The following is a 16,860-nucleotide window of genomic DNA, read 5'->3' on the forward strand; positions in this document are numbered from 1 at the left end:
CGACCATGGCCCAGACACCTACCGACGCCAACGTGTACTTCGTCCCGGCCCAGAGCAAGTGGCCGTTCGTCGGTTCCATCGCGATGATGGTGACCATGGTCGGCGTGGCCAGTTGGCTCAATGACGCCAGCTGGGGCCGCTGGACCTTCTACATCGGCGTGGCGATGTTGGTGCTGACCCTGTTCTGGTGGTTCAGCGACGTGGTGCGCGAATCGCAGGCCGGCAACTACAACCATCAGGTCGATGGGTCATTCCGGATGGGGATGATCTGGTTCATCTTCTCCGAAGTGATGTTCTTCGGTGCGTTCTTCGGCGCGCTGTTCTACACCCGCAACCTGGGCCTGTCGTGGCTCAGTGGCGAAGGCCGCGGGGTGATGACCAACGAACTGCTCTGGCAGGGCTACTCGGCGGGTTGGCCCACCAATGGCCCGGCGGCGATCGGTGGCACATTCCAGACCATTCCGGCCTGGGGCCTGCCACTGATCAATACGCTGATCCTGCTGACCTCCGGCGTGACCCTGACCATCGCCCATCACGCGCTGAAGGCCGGTAACCGCCGCCAGCTGCTGATCTGGCTGGGCCTGACCGTGGTGCTCGGCCTCGGCTTCCTGACCCTGCAGGCGGAGGAGTACATCCACGCCTACAAGGAACTGAACCTGACGCTCGGTTCGGGCATCTACGGTTCGACGTTCTTCATGTTGACCGGCTTCCATGGCGCGCATGTGCTGCTGGGCACGATCATGCTGATCGTGATGTGGCTGCGTTCGGCGAAGGGGCACTTCACCCGCGACAACCATTTCGGTTTCGAAGCCGCCGCGTGGTACTGGCACTTCGTCGACGTGGTGTGGCTGATGCTCTTCATGTTCGTCTACGTGCTTTGACCGAGCACGTATCGGTGGCCTCAGCCGCCGATGCCGTGCGGTTTGATCCAGCCCATGTAGATGCTCACGATCACCAGTACGATCAAGGCCACCGACACCCCGATGCGGCGTGTCAGTGCGTTGACCGTGCGCTTGGTCTGGCCGCGGTCGACCAGCAGGTAATACAGGCCGGCGCCCAGATTCCAGACGATGACGATCAGAAACGCGATTACCAGCAGGGTCTTCAGCGAATCACTCATGCGCGGCTCGAGGGCAGGGTGGATGCGCCTATCTGACCGCGTTTGCGCGGACTTGTCATGATGCGCCAGCACACGCGCGCGATCGGATGGCTGTTGGCGGTGCTGGCGATGGCCGGTTTCAGCGCATTGGGGCTGTGGCAACTGCAGCGCATGCATGCCAAACAGGCAATGTTGGATGCGCAGGGTCCAGCTGTGGCACAGGCGTTGCCGCTGTCGCAGGCACTCGCGGCCCCCGGCGCGTTGCACGGTGTGGCCGACCATGGCCGTTTCCTGCCCGGCGTGGTGCTGCTGGACAACCAGACCCGGCATGGCCGCGCCGGGGTGAAGATCTATCGCCCGTTCCGCAGTGACGAAGGCAGCGTGCTGCTGGTCGATCTGGGGTGGCGCGCGCTGCCGCCGGATCGCACGCTGCCGGATGTGCCGGCACCCCCTTCGCCAGTGGCCGTGCGCGGGCTGCTGGCGCCGCCGCCGTCAGCGGGACTGGCACTGGGGCCCGCGTTCTCCGCTACCGATGAGGCCGGGCGTTGGCTGGCCAGCCGCTTGCCCGCCAAGGGCCTCGCGGCGGCGCTCGGCCTGCCGGCATTGCCCGACCGCGTGCTGCGGCTGGATCCGGCGCTGCCCTTCGGCGACGAACGCGATATGGACCTGCTGCCGAACACGCTGCCGCCGCAGCGCCACCTGGGCTACGCCGTGCAGTGGTTCGGGCTGGCCCTTACCGTGCTGGTCGTTGCGCTGGTGCTGGAGCGGCGCAGGAGACGGCCCGTTGCCCGGTAGTGCCGGCCGCTGGCCGGCATCCCTTTCCCAACCATGAGAAAATGACCCGCATGAACACTGCTACGTCCCCGCAGGCGCGCGGCTCCGGCCGCCGGACCCTGGTGCTGCTGTTTGCCGTGTTCTTCGGGGCGATGGCGCTGGCAGCCGTGCTGCGCTTCACCGGCTGGCAGCCGACCGGGCACCGCAATGCCGGCCAACTGCTGAAGCCGCCGGTCGACCTGCGGCAGCAGGCTCCGGCCCTGGCCAATGGCCAACCCTACCCCTGGAACCCCGAGGCGCGTACCTGGCGTCTGCTGGTGGCGCCGGCCGGGGCCTGCGATGCGCAGTGCGTCACTTTGTCGCAGGGACTGGGCAAGGTGTGGCAGCTGTTCGGCCATAACGCCGATAATGTCGAGATTCTGTGGCTGGGAACGCCACCGGCGTCGATCGCCTCGCTGCCCGCGTTGCGGCCGCTGGCTCCGTCGCCAGCCCTGCGCGCGGCGTTGCCGGGCGTCGATGATCCGGCGGGCCTGCCGGTCTACGTGATCGATCCGAACGGCTTCGTGATCATGCGTCATGCCCCGGGCAGCGACCTCGGTGGCCTGCGCAAGGACATGGCCACGTTGCTGAAACTGAAGTGAGTCCTGTTTGATGAGCCTTTCCGCGCGTCCGGCGCTGCACCGCAATTTCCACCGCCTGGCGTGGTTCGCCATGATCATGACTGCGAGCACGATCATGTTCGGTGCGTTCGTGCGCCTGTCCGATGCCGGCCTGAGCTGCCCGGACTGGCCGACCTGCTATGGCCAGGCCACCTGGCCGCAACACGTGGAAGAGACCATTGGCCACCCGGCGGCAGAGATCCGCCCGCTGGAGACCCATAAGGCCTGGCGTGAGCAGGTGCACCGCTTCCTGGCCGGCGCGCTGGGCATCGAGATCCTGACCCTGGCGCTGCTGGCCACGCGCAAGCGGCGATTCGGAAGCACGGCGGTGGTGACCGCCTGCGTACTGGTGGCCGCCGGCATACCGCTGTACATGATGGGCTGGCATGGCACGGCCAGCGCCTTGGCGCTGATCGGCGAGGCGATCCTGCTGATCGCGGCGCTGCGCTGGAGCAACATCGACCTGGCGCGCGCTGCGCTGCTGACATTGGCGGTGGTGATCTTCCAGGCGCTGCTGGGCATGTGGACGGTGACCCTGCTGCTCAAGCCGATCGTGGTGATGGGTCATCTGCTGGGCGGCATGCTGATGTTCGGCCTGCTGGTGTGGATGGCCTGGCGTGCCACGCACATGCCGATCACCCTGGCTGAGGCGCCGAAGCTGAAGTGGCTGCTGCGCATTGGCGTGGCGGTGCTGGTCACCCAGATCGCGCTGGGTGGCTGGGTCAGCGCCAACTACGCGGCGCTGGCGTGTGGCGGCGGCAGCGCCTCGCTGGACAACTTCCCGCGCTGCGCCAACCAGTGGTGGCCGCAGCACAACTTCGCCGAGGGTTTCACCCTGTGGCGCGGTATCGGTGTGGACTACGAAGGCGGCGTGCTGGATGGCGCTTCGCGTATCGCCATCCAGATGGCGCACCGCATGTTCGCGGTGGTGGTGGCCGTCTACCTGCTGTGGCTGGGCGTGCGCCTGTTCCGGGTGCCGAGCATGCGTGGCTGGGCCAGCGCGCTGATCGCGCTGCTGGTGCTGCAGGTCACCCTCGGCATCCTCAATGTAAAGCTGGCGCTGCCGCTGGAAGTGGCGGTGGCCCACAACGGCGTGGCCGTTGCCCTGTTGTTCGTGCTGGTCAGCCTGCTGGCCCGCCTGCGTGCCCCGGACTGATTCCATGTTTTCCAATTACCGCCAGTACTGGGACCTGACCAAGCCCAAGGTCGTCGCCCTCATTGTTTTCACTGCCCTGGTCGGCATGGTCCTGGCCATCCCCGGCGTGCCCAGCTGGGAGCAGGTGCGCGCCGGCGTGCTCGGCTTCCTCGGCATCTGGCTGGCGGCGTCGGCCGCGGCCGCGATCAACCAGCTGCTGGATGCGCACATCGATGCGCAGATGGCACGTACCTCGTGGCGGCCTCTGGTGGTGGGCAAGGTCAAGCCGTGGCAGGTGCTGGTGTTCGCCAGCGTACTGATCGTGCTGTCGATGGTGATCCTGGTGCTGTGGGTGAACCTCATCACGGCCGTGCTGACCTTCGCTTCGCTGATCGGTTATGCGGTGATCTACACCGTGTACCTCAAGCGTGCGACCTCGCAGAACATCGTCATCGGTGGCCTGGCCGGCGCGATGCCGCCGATGCTGGGCTGGGCCGCGGTGACCGGCATGCAGGGTTCGTCGGACTGGGCGTACTCGTCGCTGCTGGTGCTGATCATCTTCATCTGGACCCCGCCGCACTTCTGGGCGCTGGCGATCTTCCGCCGCGAGGATTACGCCAAGGCGGAAATTCCGATGCTGCCGGTGACCCACGGCGTGGTGCACACCCGCAAGCAGATCATGGTGTATTCGGTGGTGCTGGCGCTGGTCTGCCTGCTGCCGTACCTGGTGGGCATGAGCGGTGCGTTCTACCTGGGCGGCGCGATCGTGCTCAACGCCGTGTTCCTCTGGTACGCCTGGCGCATGCTGGACCCGCCGGACGAGCTGTTCTCGATGAAGATGTTCTATTACTCCATCGTCTACCTGATGGCGCTGTTCGCCTTCCTGCTGGTGGATCACTGGATCCTGCCCTGGTTGTAGCGGGTGGATCCGCCGGGCATGGTCCGGCGCTACCTGTGGATTCGAGCAATGCTCGACTCAGGGTCAGATCCCCGAAGGGGCTCTGACCCCGTATGCACCCAGCCGAGCATCGGCTCGGTTCTACAGTAGATCCACGCCACGCGTGTATGTTTCTCCCGCAGCAACCCGCGCGTCGGGTCAGGGCTTGCGCCGCGCATACCGCTGCGCGATCACGCCGCAGACGATCAGCTGGATCTGGTGGTAGATCATCACCGGCAACACGATGGCGCCGAGGCTGCCACCCGCAAACAACACCTTGGCGATCGGCACACCCGTGGCCAGGCTCTTCTTCGAGCCGCAGAACACAATGGCGATCTCGTCCTCGCGGTTGAAGTGCAGGCGGCGGGCGAGGAAGGTGATCAGCGGCATGGCGATGCCGAGCAGCACGGCGGCGACCACTGCCACCGCGAACAGCGACAGCAGCGGTGTCTTGCTCCACAGCCCTTCGGTCACCGCTTCGCCGAACGCGGAGTACACCACCAGCAGGATGGTGGCCTGGTCGGTGTAGCGCAGCAGCGCGCGCTGCTTCTCCACCCAGCCGGCGATCCACGGCCGCAGCAGGTGGCCGGCCACGAACGGCACCAGCAGCTGCAGCATGATGCCGCCGATGGCGTGCAGTGGGTCATGCACGCCGCCGGAGGTACCGGCCAGCGCGGTCAGCAGCAGCGGCGTCAGGAACACGCCAAGGATGCTCGACAGCGAGGCGCTGCACACCGCGGCAGGCACGTTGCCGCGTGCCATCGAGGTGAACGCGATGGACGACTGTACGGTGGAGGGCAGGGTGCACAGGAACAGCACACCCAGATACAGCTCCGGGGTCAGCAGCCAGCCCGACAGCGGCTTGAACAGCAGGCCCAGCAGCGGGAACAGGATGAACGTGCAGGCCAGGATGGTCAGGTGCAGCCGCCAGTGCAGCATGCCGCCGATGATCGACTCGCGCGGCAGGCGCGCGCCATGCAGGAAGAACAGCGCGGCGATGGCGACGGTGGTGACATCGTCGAGGACGATGGCGGCGGCGCCCTTCATCGGCAGCAGCGAGGCCAGGCCGACGGTGCACAGCAGGGCGAGGGTGAAGTTGTCCGGTCGCAGGCGCGACCACCAGCGGGTCATGGTGGGCAGGGTCCTTGGTGCGGAGGGTTCAGGGCGAGGTGACCGGTGTGGCCAGGCGCTGGCGGGTAGCGGCTTCCAGCGACTTCAGGCCGGCGCGCTGGCCGAGCTGCAGTGCCTGTTCTGGGCTGGCGTGTTCGTAGCGTGCGTTGACCAGGCCGAGCACGGCGCCGGCGCGGTTGCCGGAGGCGCAGTGCAGCAGCACCGGTCCCTGGCTCTGCTGCAGGGCCCGGTGCACGGCGCGCACGTTGACTGCATCGAGGACGTCGGCGCCGGCCACCGGAATGCGTACATAGCGCAGGCCCAGTGATTCGGCCACGCGCGTTTCGTCGAAGCCGCGGTCTTCGCCGGGCTGGCGCAGGTCGATCACGGTGCGCACGCCCTGCGCGGCCAAGGCCTGCAGCTGCGTGGCGCTGGGTTGGCCACCTGCATACAGGCCGGGGCGAACTTCGTTGAGGGGCGCGTCTTCAGCCCAGGCCACCAGCGGCAGGCAGAGCGACAACAACAGCAGGCAGGTCAGGCGCAGCAGCATGGTCCTCTCCGTGAAAACGTTCTGCCGCTACAGGCGCAGTCCGGCGCGGGCCTTCAGCAGCTCGCGCAGTTCGTACTTGTCAGTATCGTCCAGGCCCTGCTGGCGCTGCTTTGCCAACAGCTCTTCCAGACGTTGCACCAGCAGCTGTTTCTCCAGCTGGGCGACGGCATCGTGCAGTTCCTGGGTCCACATCGCGTCGTCGCCGGGCATCGTCTGCGCGGCCAGTGTGTGCAGTGATGCCTGCTCCTCACGCCCGTCGAAGTGCTCCAGCAGGGCGCCGGTGCTGATGTCCGGTCGCTGCTCGACCAGCCCCAGCAGCTCCAGCAGCAGCTCCACGCCGGGCAGGCGCAGGCCCTGGAAGTGGTGCTTGCCGCCCAGCGTCAGCGCCAGCGAGGGCTGCTGCAGCAGCACGGCGATCGCGCCGCGCACCAAGCTGCGCTTGGCCACTGGCTGGATCGTTCGCGAGGGCTGGCGCTGCGGCATCGGCGCGCGCGCGGCCTGGGCGTTGCCGCCGAGCCCGGTCAGCTGCGCCAGCTGCTGATTCATCAGGTCGCCGAAGGCGCCGTCGGGAATCTGCGCCAGCATCGGCTTGGCCCGCTCGGCCAGGCGCGCCTTGCCATCGAGCGTGCCCAGGTTGACCTCGCGGGTGAGCTCGTCGAAGAAGAACTGCGACAGCGGCGTGGCCTGCTTCAGGCGTTCGTTGAACGCCTCGGCGCCTTCCTTGCGCACGATGGTGTCCGGGTCCTCGCCATCGGGCAGGAACAGGAAGAAGGCCTGGCGGCCATCCTTCATGCGCGGCAGCACCGACTCCAGCGCCTTCCAGCCGGCGCGGCGGCCGGCGGCGTCGCCGTCGAAGCAGAAGAACACGTCCGGCGCGTTGCGGAACAGCAGTTCGGCATGGTCTGGCGTGGTTGCAGTACCCAGTGTTGCCACCGCCTGGGTGACCCCGAACTGGAACAGCGAGACCACGTCCATGTAGCCCTCGACCACGATCAGCCGCTCGATCTTCTGGTTGGCCTGGCGCACCTGCCACAGGCCGTACAGTTCGCGGCCCTTGTGGAACAGCGCGGTCTCGGGCGAGTTGAGGTACTTGGGGCCGTCGTCCTTCTCGAACACGCGGCCGCCGAAGGCGATCACCCGGCCGCGGCGGTCGAAGATCGGGAACATCACCCGGTCGCGGAACTTGTCGTAGACGTGGCCGCGGTCGTTCTTGGAGAACAGGCCGGCGCGGTCGAGCAGCTTCATGCGCCGCTCGTCCTTGCCCAGCGCATCGCGCAGGCCGCTGTAGCCATCCGGCGCATAGCCGATCTGGAAGCGGGCGCGGTTCTCTTCGTCCACGCCACGGCCATCCAGGTAGCTGCGTGCCTTTTCGCTGCCCTGCAGGTTGCTCTGGAAGAACTTCGTGGCCGCCTCAAGCGCCGAATACAGCTCGCGACTGTCGTCCTGCTGCTGGGGGCTGCGCGGGTTCTCGCTGCGGGGCACTTCCATGCCGGCGCGCTTGGCCAGTTCATCCACCGCGTCGAGGAATTCGAGGCGGTCGTAGTTCATCAGGAAGCTGATCGCGGTGCCGTGCGCGCCGCAACCGAAGCAGTGATAGAACTGCTTGGTGGGCGAGACCGTGAACGACGCCGAGCGCTCGTCATGGAATGGGCAGCGCGCTGCGTATTCCTTGCCCTGTCGCTTCAACGGCACGCGGCTGCCCACCACCTCGACGATGTCGGAGCGGGCGAGCAGGTCGTCGATGAAAGCGTCGGGGATACGGGCCATGGGCAACAGAACGGGGCGCGGCCGCCAGGGCGCGCAGCAGGGGCGGCAGGTTCCCCTAGTTTACTCGCTGGCGATGCCGGGGCTGGCCTGTTCGGACTCGACCCCAGCCCTGGCCAGTTGCGCCCGTGCATGCTGGCGTTCGTCGATCACCGCGGTCATCAGCGCGCCGACGAAGAACACGGCGGTGGCGTAGTAGATCCAGACCAGCGAGATCACCAGCGCGCCCATCGAACCGTAGGCACTGCCCGGGGCCACGGTGGCGATGTAGACGCCGATGCCATAGCGGCCGAGGGTGAACAGCGCCGAGGTGATGGCACCGCCGATGAAGGCCTGCCGCCAGGCCACGCGGCGGTCCGGCAGGTAGTGGTAGAGGAAGGCGAAGGCCAGCGTGTACAGCAGCAGCGAGGTGAGGTAGCCGATTGCCGGCAGTACCGATGGCAGTTGCGCGAACACCACCTGCAGCGCAGTGGTGGCGGTCATCGACAGTATCAGCAGGAAGCCCAGTGCCAGCACCACGCCGAACGAGAACACGCGCTTGCGCAGCCAGGCCTTGATGCCTTCCAGACGCTGGCCGCTGGTGTGGAAGATCCGGTTCAGCGCGTTCTGCAGCTGGGCGAACACGGCGGTGGCGCCGATGAACAGCAGCAGCGTGCTCCACAGCCCGGCCAATGAACCGACGCTGGGCTGGCTGTTGGCGTTGTGCAGCACGGTGTCGGCAACACTGGCCACGCTGCTGCCGGCCACTGAACCGATCTGGCTGATCAGCGTCTGTTGTGCAGGTGGGTACAGCGAGGCGGTCAGCCACAGCAGCAGCACCAGCAGCGGTGCCATCGACAGCAGGGCGTAGAAGGAGACCGAGGCGGCCTGGGTCAGCACGTCGATTTCGACGAAGCGCTTGGCGACGGCCATCGGGAAGCTGTCCTGCAGGCGGTCAGCGTAGTGGCGAAGCCGTGCGGGAATGCCGTGGGGACGCGTGTCGGCGGGGGAGTGCGATTGCTCGACCATGGGGATGTTGTAGCAGCCGGGGGTCGAAGGTGCGGTGAAGCGGGTGCATCAATGGGGTCAGAGCCCTTCCGCGATGCGAAAGGGATCCGACCCCGGCAATGGCTTACGCCAGCTGCTGCTTGACCAGCTTGGAGACCAGGCCCATGTCGGCCTGGCCAGCGAGCCTGGGCTTCAGTGCGCCCATCAGCTTGCCCATGTCGGCCGGACCGGAAGCGCCGGTTTCGGCGATGGCGGCCTGGATCGCGGCGACGATCTCGGCTTCGCCCATCTTGGCCGGGAGGTAGGCTTCGATGACCACGATCTCGGCGCGCTCGATCTCGGCCAGGTCTTCGCGGTTGGCGGCTTCGAACTGGCTGACCGAGTCCTTGCGCTGTTTGACCATCTTGTCGAGCACGGCGATCACGGCGGTGTCATCCAGCTCGATGCGCTCGTCCACTTCGCGCTGCTTGATGGCGGCGTTGATCAGGCGGATCACGCCCAGCTTGTGCTTCTCGCCCGCCTTCATGGCGGCCTTCATGTCTTCGGTGAGCTGCAGCTTCATGCTCATGAGGAACCTCGTGGTGGTGGTGGGGCGGGGCGGATGCCCGAACCCGGAAACGCAAAAAGCCGGCGACGCTCGCGCGTGCCGGCTTCGGCTCCATCGCGACAGGCAAGCCCATCGCAATGAAGATGCGTCCGATCAGTACAGGCGCTGACGCTTGGTAACGTCGCGCGACGAGCGGCGCAGCTGACGCTTCACAGCAGCGGCGGCCTTGCGCTTGCGCTCCTGGGTCGGCTTTTCGTAGAACTCGCGCTTGCGGGTTTCGGCCAGCACACCGGCCTTTTCGCAAGTGCGCTTGAAGCGGCGAAGAGCAAACTCGAAGGGCTCGTTCTCGCGGACTTTGACGCTGGGCATGGAATCTCCGGGACACAGTAGAACCGGGTCACGCCCGGCGAGCCGCACATTATAGCGGCGAATAGACAAACTGCAAGCGGCCAACCCTGAATACGGGCCAGAGGTTCGAAAGCAGTGAGACCTGCGCGTCCCCCGAGGGGGCGGCAGGGGCGTCATAATAGCAGGCATGCGAGTCCTTGGCATCGAATCTTCCTGTGATGAGACCGGCGTGGCGGTGTATGACACCGACCTGGCCGGCAGCGCGGCCCTGCGCGCCCATGCGGTCTACAGCCAGATCGCCCTGCACGCCGAATACGGTGGTGTGGTGCCCGAACTGGCCAGCCGCGACCACGTCCGCAAGCTGCTGCCGCTGGTGCGCCAGACCCTGGCCGAAGCCGGCCTGGGTGTAGGTGATATCGACGGCGTGGCCTATACGGCCGGTCCCGGCCTGGTTGGCGCGCTGCTGGTCGGTGCGGGTGTGGCCCGCTCGCTGGCCTGGGCGCTGGAGGTACCGGCGGTGGGCGTACACCATATGGAAGGCCACCTGCTGGCCCCGCTGATGGAAGACGACCCGCCGCAGGCGCCGTTCGTGGCGCTGCTGGTGTCCGGTGGCCATACCCAGCTGGTGGCGGTGGATGCGATCGGCCAGTACCGCCTGCTGGGCGAGACCCTGGACGATGCGGCCGGCGAGGCCTTCGACAAGACCGCCAAGATGATGGGCCTGCCCTATCCGGGCGGCCCGCAGCTGGCCAGGCTGGCCGAGCGGGGCACGCCGGGTGTCTACCGCTTCGCGCGGCCGATGACCGACCGCCCGGGGTTGGATTTCAGCTTCTCCGGCCTGAAGACCCAGGTCCTGATGGCCTGGCGCGACAGCGACCAGAGCGAACAGACCCGTGCCGACATCGCCCGTGGCTTTGAAGATGCCGTGGTCGAGACTCTGTCGATCAAATGCGAGCGCGCGCTGGAAGCGGCCGGGACCAACGTGATCGTGGTGGCTGGCGGCGTCGGCGCCAACAAGCGCCTGCGCGCACGCCTGCAGCAGATGGCCGAGCGCCTTGGCGGCCGTGCCTGCTTCCCGCGGCCGGCGTTGTGCACCGACAACGGCGCGATGATCGCCTTCGCCGGCGCGCTGCGCCTGCAGGCCGGCCAGCACAGCCCGCCAAAGGTCGAGGTTACCCCGCGCTGGGACATGGCGACCCTGCCGGCGGTCTGAGCCCGTAGCGCCGGGCCACGCCCGGCGAACGCATTATGGATGCCCTGCCAACGGCGACGCCGCCAACACCGTCGTCGCCCGCTCATGGCGCTACCACCCCAGCGTATGTGGGCAGCGGGCGTGGATCAGCCGCCCGATCGCCGCCAGGTCGGCACCGATGTCGCGTTCCAGGATGGGTTCGTGGTGGGCGATCCGATTGCGCAGGAGGCGGATGCGCCCGATGTCTGCGTGGATGTTCGTGCGAACCACGCTGAGAGCATTCTGTGGCGCGTTCGGCAACGCAATCTTCAAGCCCCGCGTCCAGATGGCTCCCTCGAAGCGCCGCGTGAAAAGCTGCTGCCAGAACGCGAAGCGAAGGCTGGCGATGATCTCCTGAGTGTCCATCCGACGATCTGCCTGTCTATGGATATCCTGCAAGGCCGACAACGCGCCATCTGCTGGCATCCGCTGCAGCAGTGCAGGATGCCAAGGCCAGCGCGGCCCATAGGCATGTGCCAGCGCCGCGGCCACCGCGTTGCGGATTACGATTTCACAGACGTGCAGGGGGGATAGCAGCGCGCCGCACATCTGCATGTTCCATACGTAAAGCGAGGCGGCATCCAAAGAGTGCCGGTCCGCGATACGTTTGTACGTCGCCCATCGTGGGCGTGACAGCGCTGCCTGCTGTATTCGTTGCTCTCTCATCAAATACGGACCACATGGCGGATCACCAGCCTGCGCTGGTTGCCGCTGGCGTGATATCGGGCAATGCCGCTGCGTCAGACAGCAGAATTCCTCTATCGCCTTGAGCTTCCACCAACATGTCGCGATTGACTCTGGACCGTAGAGGAAATGAACGTCATGATCTGCATCGTGTGCTCCGGGACTCGCGGCTGGATTCCAGCTCCCCCCGGGGACGTTGAGAGGTACCAAAGGGCCCCGCTAGCAGGGCCCTTTGTCTTTTCTGGAGCTGCGTCCCTGCCGGCCACCCATCGCCCGTTCCGGGCAGGCTCACCGCCGTGCCGCTACCATGGCCCCATGTATTCGGGCTGGTAAGCGCAATGGACAAGGTTTTCATCGAGGGGCTGACGATCGACGCCCTGATCGGCATCTACGATTGGGAACGACGGATCCGCCAGGACCTGGTGTTCGACCTGGAGATGGGCTTCGACAACCGTCGTCCTGCGGCCTCCGACGACATCGCTCACACCCTGAACTACAAGGCGGTCAGCAAGCGCCTGGAGCAGTTCGTGCGTGAGTCGGAATTCGGCCTGGTCGAAACCCTGGCCGAGCGCTGCGCGCAGATCGTGCTGGACGAATTCGACGTGAAGTGGCTGCGCCTGAAGCTGAGCAAGCCGGGCGCGGTGCGCGGCGCGCGCGCGGTCGGCGTGATCATCGAACGTTCGCGGGACTGACCCGGTAGTGCCGGCCGCTGGCCGGCAACCTCAACGGCAATGACGAAGGAGACAACTGATGGTGGACGCGGTGGTGGCGGTACAGTGGCTGGAACGGCTGCAGAACACACTGGAACCCTATCCTGGCGCCTACCTGGCGTTGATGATCTCGGCGCTGCTGATCGCAGCCGGCCTGGCCAACTGGGTGACCAAGCGCATCCTGGTGCGTGGCCTGCGGCGCCTGCTGCAGCGCCTGCCGGGCGCCGAGTCCGGGCGTGGCAGCCACCTGATGCGGGTCATCTCGCGCCTGTCCAACGTGGTGCCCAGCCAGGTGATCGCCTCGGGCATCACCCTCATCCCCGACCTGCCGCCCGGCCTGGTCAACGTGATCATCAAGCTGTGCATCGTGTGGGCCGTGCTGACGGTCTCGATGGCGTTTTCGCATGCGCTGGACGCGGCCAACAGCCTGTACGAGCGCAAGCCCGATGCGCGCAACAAGCCGATCAAGGGCTACCTGCAGGTGGTCAAGATCGTGGTGTTCGTTGCCGCCGGTCTGTCCATCATCGCCACCCTGCTGGGGGTAGCGCTGGGCCCGCTGGTGACCGGTCTGGGCGCGGCTACGGCAGTGCTGATGCTGATCTTCCAGGACACCATCCTGTCGCTGGTGGCCAGCGTGCAGATCAGTGGCGATGGCCGCGTGCGCATCGGCGACTGGATCGAGATGCCCAGCCAGAACGCCGACGGCGATGTGATCGACATCGCGCTGCACACCATCACCGTGCAGAACTTCGACAAGACCATCACCACCATCCCGACCAAGAAGCTGGTGACCGAGTCGTTCAAGAACTGGCGCGGCATGCAGGAGGCCGGTGGCCGCCGCATCAAGCGTGCGCTGTATCTGGACCAGCACAGCGTCGGCTTCCTGGACGAGGGCGACCTGGCCTTCCTCGGCCAGTTCGCGCTGCTGCGTGATTACCTGCAGGACAAGGAACAGGAGCTGGGGCAGTGGAACGGGCGCCTGCGCGAGCAGGGCGTGGCCGAGGTCAACAGCCGCCGGGTGACCAACCTGGGTACCTTCCGTGCCTATGTGGAGCGCTACCTGCGCAGCCACCCGGGCATCCATACCGACATGACCCTGCTGGTACGGCAGCTGCAGCCGACCACCGAAGGCCTGCCGCTGGAGCTGTACTGCTTCACCCGCAGCACCGCCTGGGGTGAATACGAGGCGGTGCAGTCGGACATCTTCGACCACCTGCTGGCGATCCTGCCGGCCTTCGGCCTGCGGGTGTTCCAGGCCTCCAGCGACGCCATGTTGATGGCCGGGCAGCGCCAGTTGGCCGGCTCGGAGTAAGCTGCGATGCCTCCGGCGGGGCCATACGGACCCCGCTGGTGGCTGAAACTGAATGAAAAAACCTCTCGCCAAATCGCCCGGGATCGCTAGAATGCCGGGCTTGTAAACGTTTTCATCAAGGACTGCCGGTGGCCTCCGATCGCATCGAATCCCTCATTGCCCAGATGACCGTCGAGGAAAAGGTCGGCCAGCTGGGTGTCTTCGCGGACATGGTCCGCCCGTTCGCCCCGGACGTGAACCCGGAAGCCAACGTGCGCAATGCCGACCAGGTGCTGCAGCAGGTGCGCGAGGGCAAGGTCGGCTCGCTGTTCAATGGTGTGGGCGCCGAGCTGGGCCGCCGCATCCAGCAGGTCGCCACCGAAGAGAGCCGCCTGGGCATCCCGGTGATCCTGGCTGCTGACGTCATCCACGGCATGCGCACCGTGTTCCCGATTCCGCTGGGCGAGGCCGCCAGCTTCGAGCCGGACCTGGCCGAGCGCACCGCGCGCGCCACCGCCGTCGAAGCCACTGCCGCCGGCCTGCACTGGACCTACGCACCGGCCGTGGACATCGCCCGCGACCAGCGCTGGGGCCGTGGTGCCGAAGGTGCCGGTGAGGACGTGGTGCTGGGCTGTGCATTCGCCGCCGCCCGCGTGCGCGGCTTCCAGGGCAGCGACCTGCGCGCCGACGATTCGCTGCTGGCCACGCCCAAGCACTTCGCCGCCTACGGCGCGGTGATGGCCGGCATGGAATACAACATGGTGGACATCTCGCCGCAGACCCTGCGCGACGTGCACCTGCCACCGTTCAAGGCCGCCTTCGACGCCGGCGCGATCACCGTGATGTCTTCGTTCAACGACATCAACGGCGTGCCGGCCAGCGCCAACGCCGAGCTGCTGACCGACATCCTGCGCGGTGAGTGGAAGTTCCCGGGCGTGGTGATCTCCGATTACACCGCCGACATGGAACTGGTCGCGCACGGCTATGCCGCCGACGACCGCGATGCCACCGCCAAGGCGTTCACTGCTGGCCTCGACCTGAGCATGCAGAGCGGCTTCTATGCCGAGCACCTGCCGGGCCTGGTCGAGAGCGGCGAGGTGCCGATGGCGGTGCTGGATGAAGGCGTGCGCCGCATCCTGTGGCTGAAGGAAACCATCGGCCTGTTCGACGACCCGTACCGTTCGCTGGACCCAGCGCGCGAAGCCGACACCTCGCACATCGCCGCGCATGACGAACTGTCGCGCGATGCGGCGCGCCGTTCGATCGTGCTGCTGAACAACCGCGACAACGTGCTGCCGTTGCAGAAGACCGGGCAGAAGATCGCCCTGATCGGCCCGTTCGTGCAGGACCGCGAAAACATCGAGGGCTGCTGGACGCTGTTTGGCGACAAGCAGCGTTACGTGGACCTGGAAACCGGCGTGCGTGCCGCCATCAGCGACGAAGCGCTGCTGGAGATCGTGCCAGGCTGCGAACTGGAAGTGGCCATCCCCGGTGGCACCGAAGCGGCCGTGGCCGCTGCGCTGCGCGCCGACGTGGTGGTGCTGGCGCTGGGCGAGCCGCAGCGTTACAGCGGCGAAGCGCAGTCGCGCGTCGAGATCACCCTGCCGCCGGCACAGCAGGCGCTGGCCGAGGCCGTGGCGATGACCGGCAAGCCGCTGGTGGTGCTGCTGCGCAATGGTCGCGCGCTGGCCCTGCAGGGCGCCGTGCGTAATGCGCAGGCGGTGGCGGTGACCTGGTACCTGGGCACGCAGACCGGCCATGCCGTGGCCGATGTGCTGTTCGGCGATTACAGCCCGTCGGGCCGCCTCCCGGTCAGCTTCCCGCAGGTGTCGGGCCAGCAGCCGTACTTCTACAACCACCCGCGTACCGGTCGGCCGGAACTGCCGACCATGTCGGAGTTCAAGGCGCGCTGGCGCGAGATTCCGAACGAGCCGCTGTATCCGTTCGGGCATGGCATCGGCTACACCACCTTCGCCTACGGCGCGCCGCAGCTGAGCGCAGCCCAGCTGGGCTGGGATGAGACCCTGACCCTCACCACCACGCTGACCAACAGCGGTGATGTGGCCGGTGAAGAAGTGGTGCAGCTGTACATCCACGACCGCGTGGCCAGCCGCGTGCGTCCGGTGCGCGAGCTGAAGGACTTCCGCAAGGTGGTACTGCAGCCGGGCGAGTCCACCGAGGTGGTGTTCACCCTGACCCGCGAGCAGTTGGCGTTCACCGGCCGCGATGGCGTGCTGCGTGCCGAGCCGGGCCTGTTCGACGTGTGGGTGTGCGCGTCTTCGGCCGCCGGTGAAGCGGTGCAGTTCGAGCTGCTGAAGGGCTGATCGCGGGGTGGTAGCGCCGTGTCATGCCCGGCGTCCTCACCCATGGCAAACACGCCGGGCATGGCCCGGCGCTACCATCGGCATCCTTGAACCGATGGATGCCCGCGCATGCGCATGATCGCTGTGTTGATTCCCGCCCTGTTGCTGGCGGCCTGTTCGCAGCCGGCGCCGCCGGCCGAGCCTGCGGTGGATGCACCGCCGCCGATGGAGGCCAGTGCTGCAGCGACGCCTGCGGCTGAACCTGCCAAGCCTGCCGCCGAACCCGCCTCAACTGCACCCACCGCTACGGATGAGCCTGCGGCGGATGCGCGTGCGCGCATTGAAACCCTGCTCGGCGATGCCGCGCAGTACGAGAAGGTGTTCAACACGTTCAAGACCGCGGTGATCGGCGGTGATCGCGCTGCCGTGGTCGAGGAAGTGCGCTTCCCGTTGAACATCAGCGGTGGAAAGAAGATCACCGGTCCCGGTGAGTTCCAGCGCAACTACGAGAAGATCATCACCCCGGCGGTGGTCAAGGCGGTGTCCGAGCAGGACTTCAGCAAGGTCTTCGTCAACCAGCAGGGCGTGATGATCGGCGATGGGCAGGTGTGGTTGAACGGCCAGTGCCTGGACCAGGCCTGCACGAAGACCGAGGTGAAGGTCATCACCATTCAATGAACGCAGACGGCCCCGCGTGCGGGGCCGTTGCAGACAAACGTGCCGGCCAGCGG

At 66.8% G+C, this 16,860-nt stretch carries 18 protein-coding genes; 10 read left to right on the forward strand and 8 right to left on the reverse strand.

Annotation, left to right across the window (positions count from 1 at the left end):
• The first annotated feature begins 5 nt into the window (after positions 1 to 5).
• On the forward strand, positions 6 to 881 hold the full coding sequence (locus tag AC13GA_RS00075) for a cytochrome c oxidase subunit 3 (RefSeq protein WP_046983897.1): 876 nt from the start codon (positions 6 to 8) through the stop codon (positions 879 to 881).
• A 20-nt stretch (positions 882 to 901) separates the two neighbouring features.
• Here the strand turns inward: AC13GA_RS00075 and AC13GA_RS00080 are convergent, their stop codons facing one another.
• Positions 902 to 1,120 (reverse strand): twin transmembrane helix small protein, encoded by a 219-nt coding sequence (locus AC13GA_RS00080; protein WP_010484233.1) that lies wholly within the window; start codon positions 1,118 to 1,120, stop codon positions 902 to 904.
• A 57-nt stretch (positions 1,121 to 1,177) separates the two neighbouring features.
• Between AC13GA_RS00080 and AC13GA_RS00085 the strand changes: the two genes are divergently transcribed.
• The 4 genes from AC13GA_RS00085 to cyoE are packed head-to-tail and all read left to right on the forward strand — an operon-like array spanning position 1,178 to position 4,586.
• The gene (locus AC13GA_RS00085) at positions 1,178 to 1,894 is read left to right on the forward strand and encodes an SURF1 family cytochrome oxidase biogenesis protein (protein ID WP_046983896.1); all 717 of its coding nucleotides are present in this window, start codon (positions 1,178 to 1,180) and stop codon (positions 1,892 to 1,894) included.
• Between the two features lie 50 nt (positions 1,895 to 1,944).
• Complete coding sequence (locus tag AC13GA_RS00090; protein WP_012509837.1) at positions 1,945 to 2,514, forward strand: hypothetical protein; 570 nt, start codon at positions 1,945 to 1,947, stop codon at positions 2,512 to 2,514.
• 10 nt (positions 2,515 to 2,524) lie between these two features.
• Positions 2,525 to 3,688 carry a COX15/CtaA family protein gene (locus tag AC13GA_RS00095; RefSeq protein ID WP_253079364.1) on the forward strand — a complete coding sequence of 388 codons (1,164 nt, stop codon included), beginning with the start codon at positions 2,525 to 2,527 and terminating at the stop codon, positions 3,686 to 3,688.
• A 4-nt stretch (positions 3,689 to 3,692) separates the two neighbouring features.
• A complete protein-coding gene (gene cyoE, locus AC13GA_RS00100) occupies positions 3,693 to 4,586 on the forward strand; it encodes a heme o synthase (protein ID WP_004138490.1) in 894 nt (297 codons plus the stop codon).
• Between the two features lie 177 nt (positions 4,587 to 4,763).
• Here cyoE and AC13GA_RS00105 read toward each other — a convergent pair whose 3' ends face one another.
• From AC13GA_RS00105 to rpsU, 6 genes are all read right to left on the reverse strand, one after another.
• Complete coding sequence (locus AC13GA_RS00105) at positions 4,764 to 5,735, reverse strand: bile acid:sodium symporter family protein (RefSeq protein WP_004138540.1); 972 nt, start codon at positions 5,733 to 5,735, stop codon at positions 4,764 to 4,766.
• Positions 5,736 to 5,763: 28 nt separating this feature from the next.
• Positions 5,764 to 6,264 carry a protein tyrosine phosphatase family protein gene (locus tag AC13GA_RS00110; protein ID WP_482997299.1) on the reverse strand — a complete coding sequence of 167 codons (501 nt, stop codon included), beginning with the start codon at positions 6,262 to 6,264 and terminating at the stop codon, positions 5,764 to 5,766.
• Positions 6,265 to 6,291: 27 nt separating this feature from the next.
• On the reverse strand, positions 6,292 to 8,031 hold the full coding sequence (gene dnaG, locus AC13GA_RS00115) for a DNA primase (protein WP_482997300.1): 1,740 nt from the start codon (positions 8,029 to 8,031) through the stop codon (positions 6,292 to 6,294).
• A 60-nt stretch (positions 8,032 to 8,091) separates the two neighbouring features.
• Positions 8,092 to 9,036, reverse strand: a complete 945-nt coding sequence (locus AC13GA_RS00120; RefSeq protein WP_482997301.1) for a YihY/virulence factor BrkB family protein — start codon at positions 9,034 to 9,036, stop codon at positions 8,092 to 8,094.
• Between the two features lie 103 nt (positions 9,037 to 9,139).
• On the reverse strand, positions 9,140 to 9,583 hold the full coding sequence (locus AC13GA_RS00125) for a GatB/YqeY domain-containing protein (RefSeq protein ID WP_482997302.1): 444 nt from the start codon (positions 9,581 to 9,583) through the stop codon (positions 9,140 to 9,142).
• Positions 9,584 to 9,715: 132 nt separating this feature from the next.
• Positions 9,716 to 9,931, reverse strand: a complete 216-nt coding sequence (gene rpsU, locus AC13GA_RS00130) for a 30S ribosomal protein S21 (protein ID WP_002808376.1) — start codon at positions 9,929 to 9,931, stop codon at positions 9,716 to 9,718.
• A gap of 166 nt (positions 9,932 to 10,097) precedes the next feature.
• On the opposite strand from rpsU, the gene tsaD reads away from it, so the two are divergent.
• Complete coding sequence (gene tsaD, locus AC13GA_RS00135; RefSeq protein ID WP_482997303.1) at positions 10,098 to 11,123, forward strand: tRNA (adenosine(37)-N6)-threonylcarbamoyltransferase complex transferase subunit TsaD; 1,026 nt, start codon at positions 10,098 to 10,100, stop codon at positions 11,121 to 11,123.
• A gap of 90 nt (positions 11,124 to 11,213) precedes the next feature.
• Here the strand turns inward: tsaD and AC13GA_RS00140 are convergent, their stop codons facing one another.
• Positions 11,214 to 11,690 carry a hypothetical protein gene (locus AC13GA_RS00140; RefSeq protein WP_482997304.1) on the reverse strand — a complete coding sequence of 159 codons (477 nt, stop codon included), beginning with the start codon at positions 11,688 to 11,690 and terminating at the stop codon, positions 11,214 to 11,216.
• A 473-nt stretch (positions 11,691 to 12,163) separates the two neighbouring features.
• On the opposite strand from AC13GA_RS00140, the gene folB reads away from it, so the two are divergent.
• The 4 genes from folB (at position 12,164) to AC13GA_RS00160 (ending at position 16,807) form a co-directional block, all read left to right on the forward strand.
• Entirely contained in the window at positions 12,164 to 12,517 is a 354-nt protein-coding gene (gene folB / locus AC13GA_RS00145) for a dihydroneopterin aldolase (protein WP_025878255.1), read from the forward strand.
• Between the two features lie 58 nt (positions 12,518 to 12,575).
• Positions 12,576 to 13,847 carry a mechanosensitive ion channel family protein gene (locus AC13GA_RS00150; protein WP_482997305.1) on the forward strand — a complete coding sequence of 424 codons (1,272 nt, stop codon included), beginning with the start codon at positions 12,576 to 12,578 and terminating at the stop codon, positions 13,845 to 13,847.
• A 128-nt stretch (positions 13,848 to 13,975) separates the two neighbouring features.
• Positions 13,976 to 16,150, forward strand: coding sequence for a glycoside hydrolase family 3 N-terminal domain-containing protein (locus AC13GA_RS00155; protein WP_482997306.1), 2,175 nt, complete (start codon positions 13,976 to 13,978; stop codon positions 16,148 to 16,150).
• A gap of 108 nt (positions 16,151 to 16,258) precedes the next feature.
• A complete protein-coding gene (locus tag AC13GA_RS00160; RefSeq protein WP_046983884.1) occupies positions 16,259 to 16,807 on the forward strand; it encodes a hypothetical protein in 549 nt (182 codons plus the stop codon).
• The last annotated feature ends 53 nt before the right edge of the window (positions 16,808 to 16,860 follow it).

The sequence above is a fragment of the Stenotrophomonas sp. 22DLJC03 genome, from assembly GCF_056861405.1.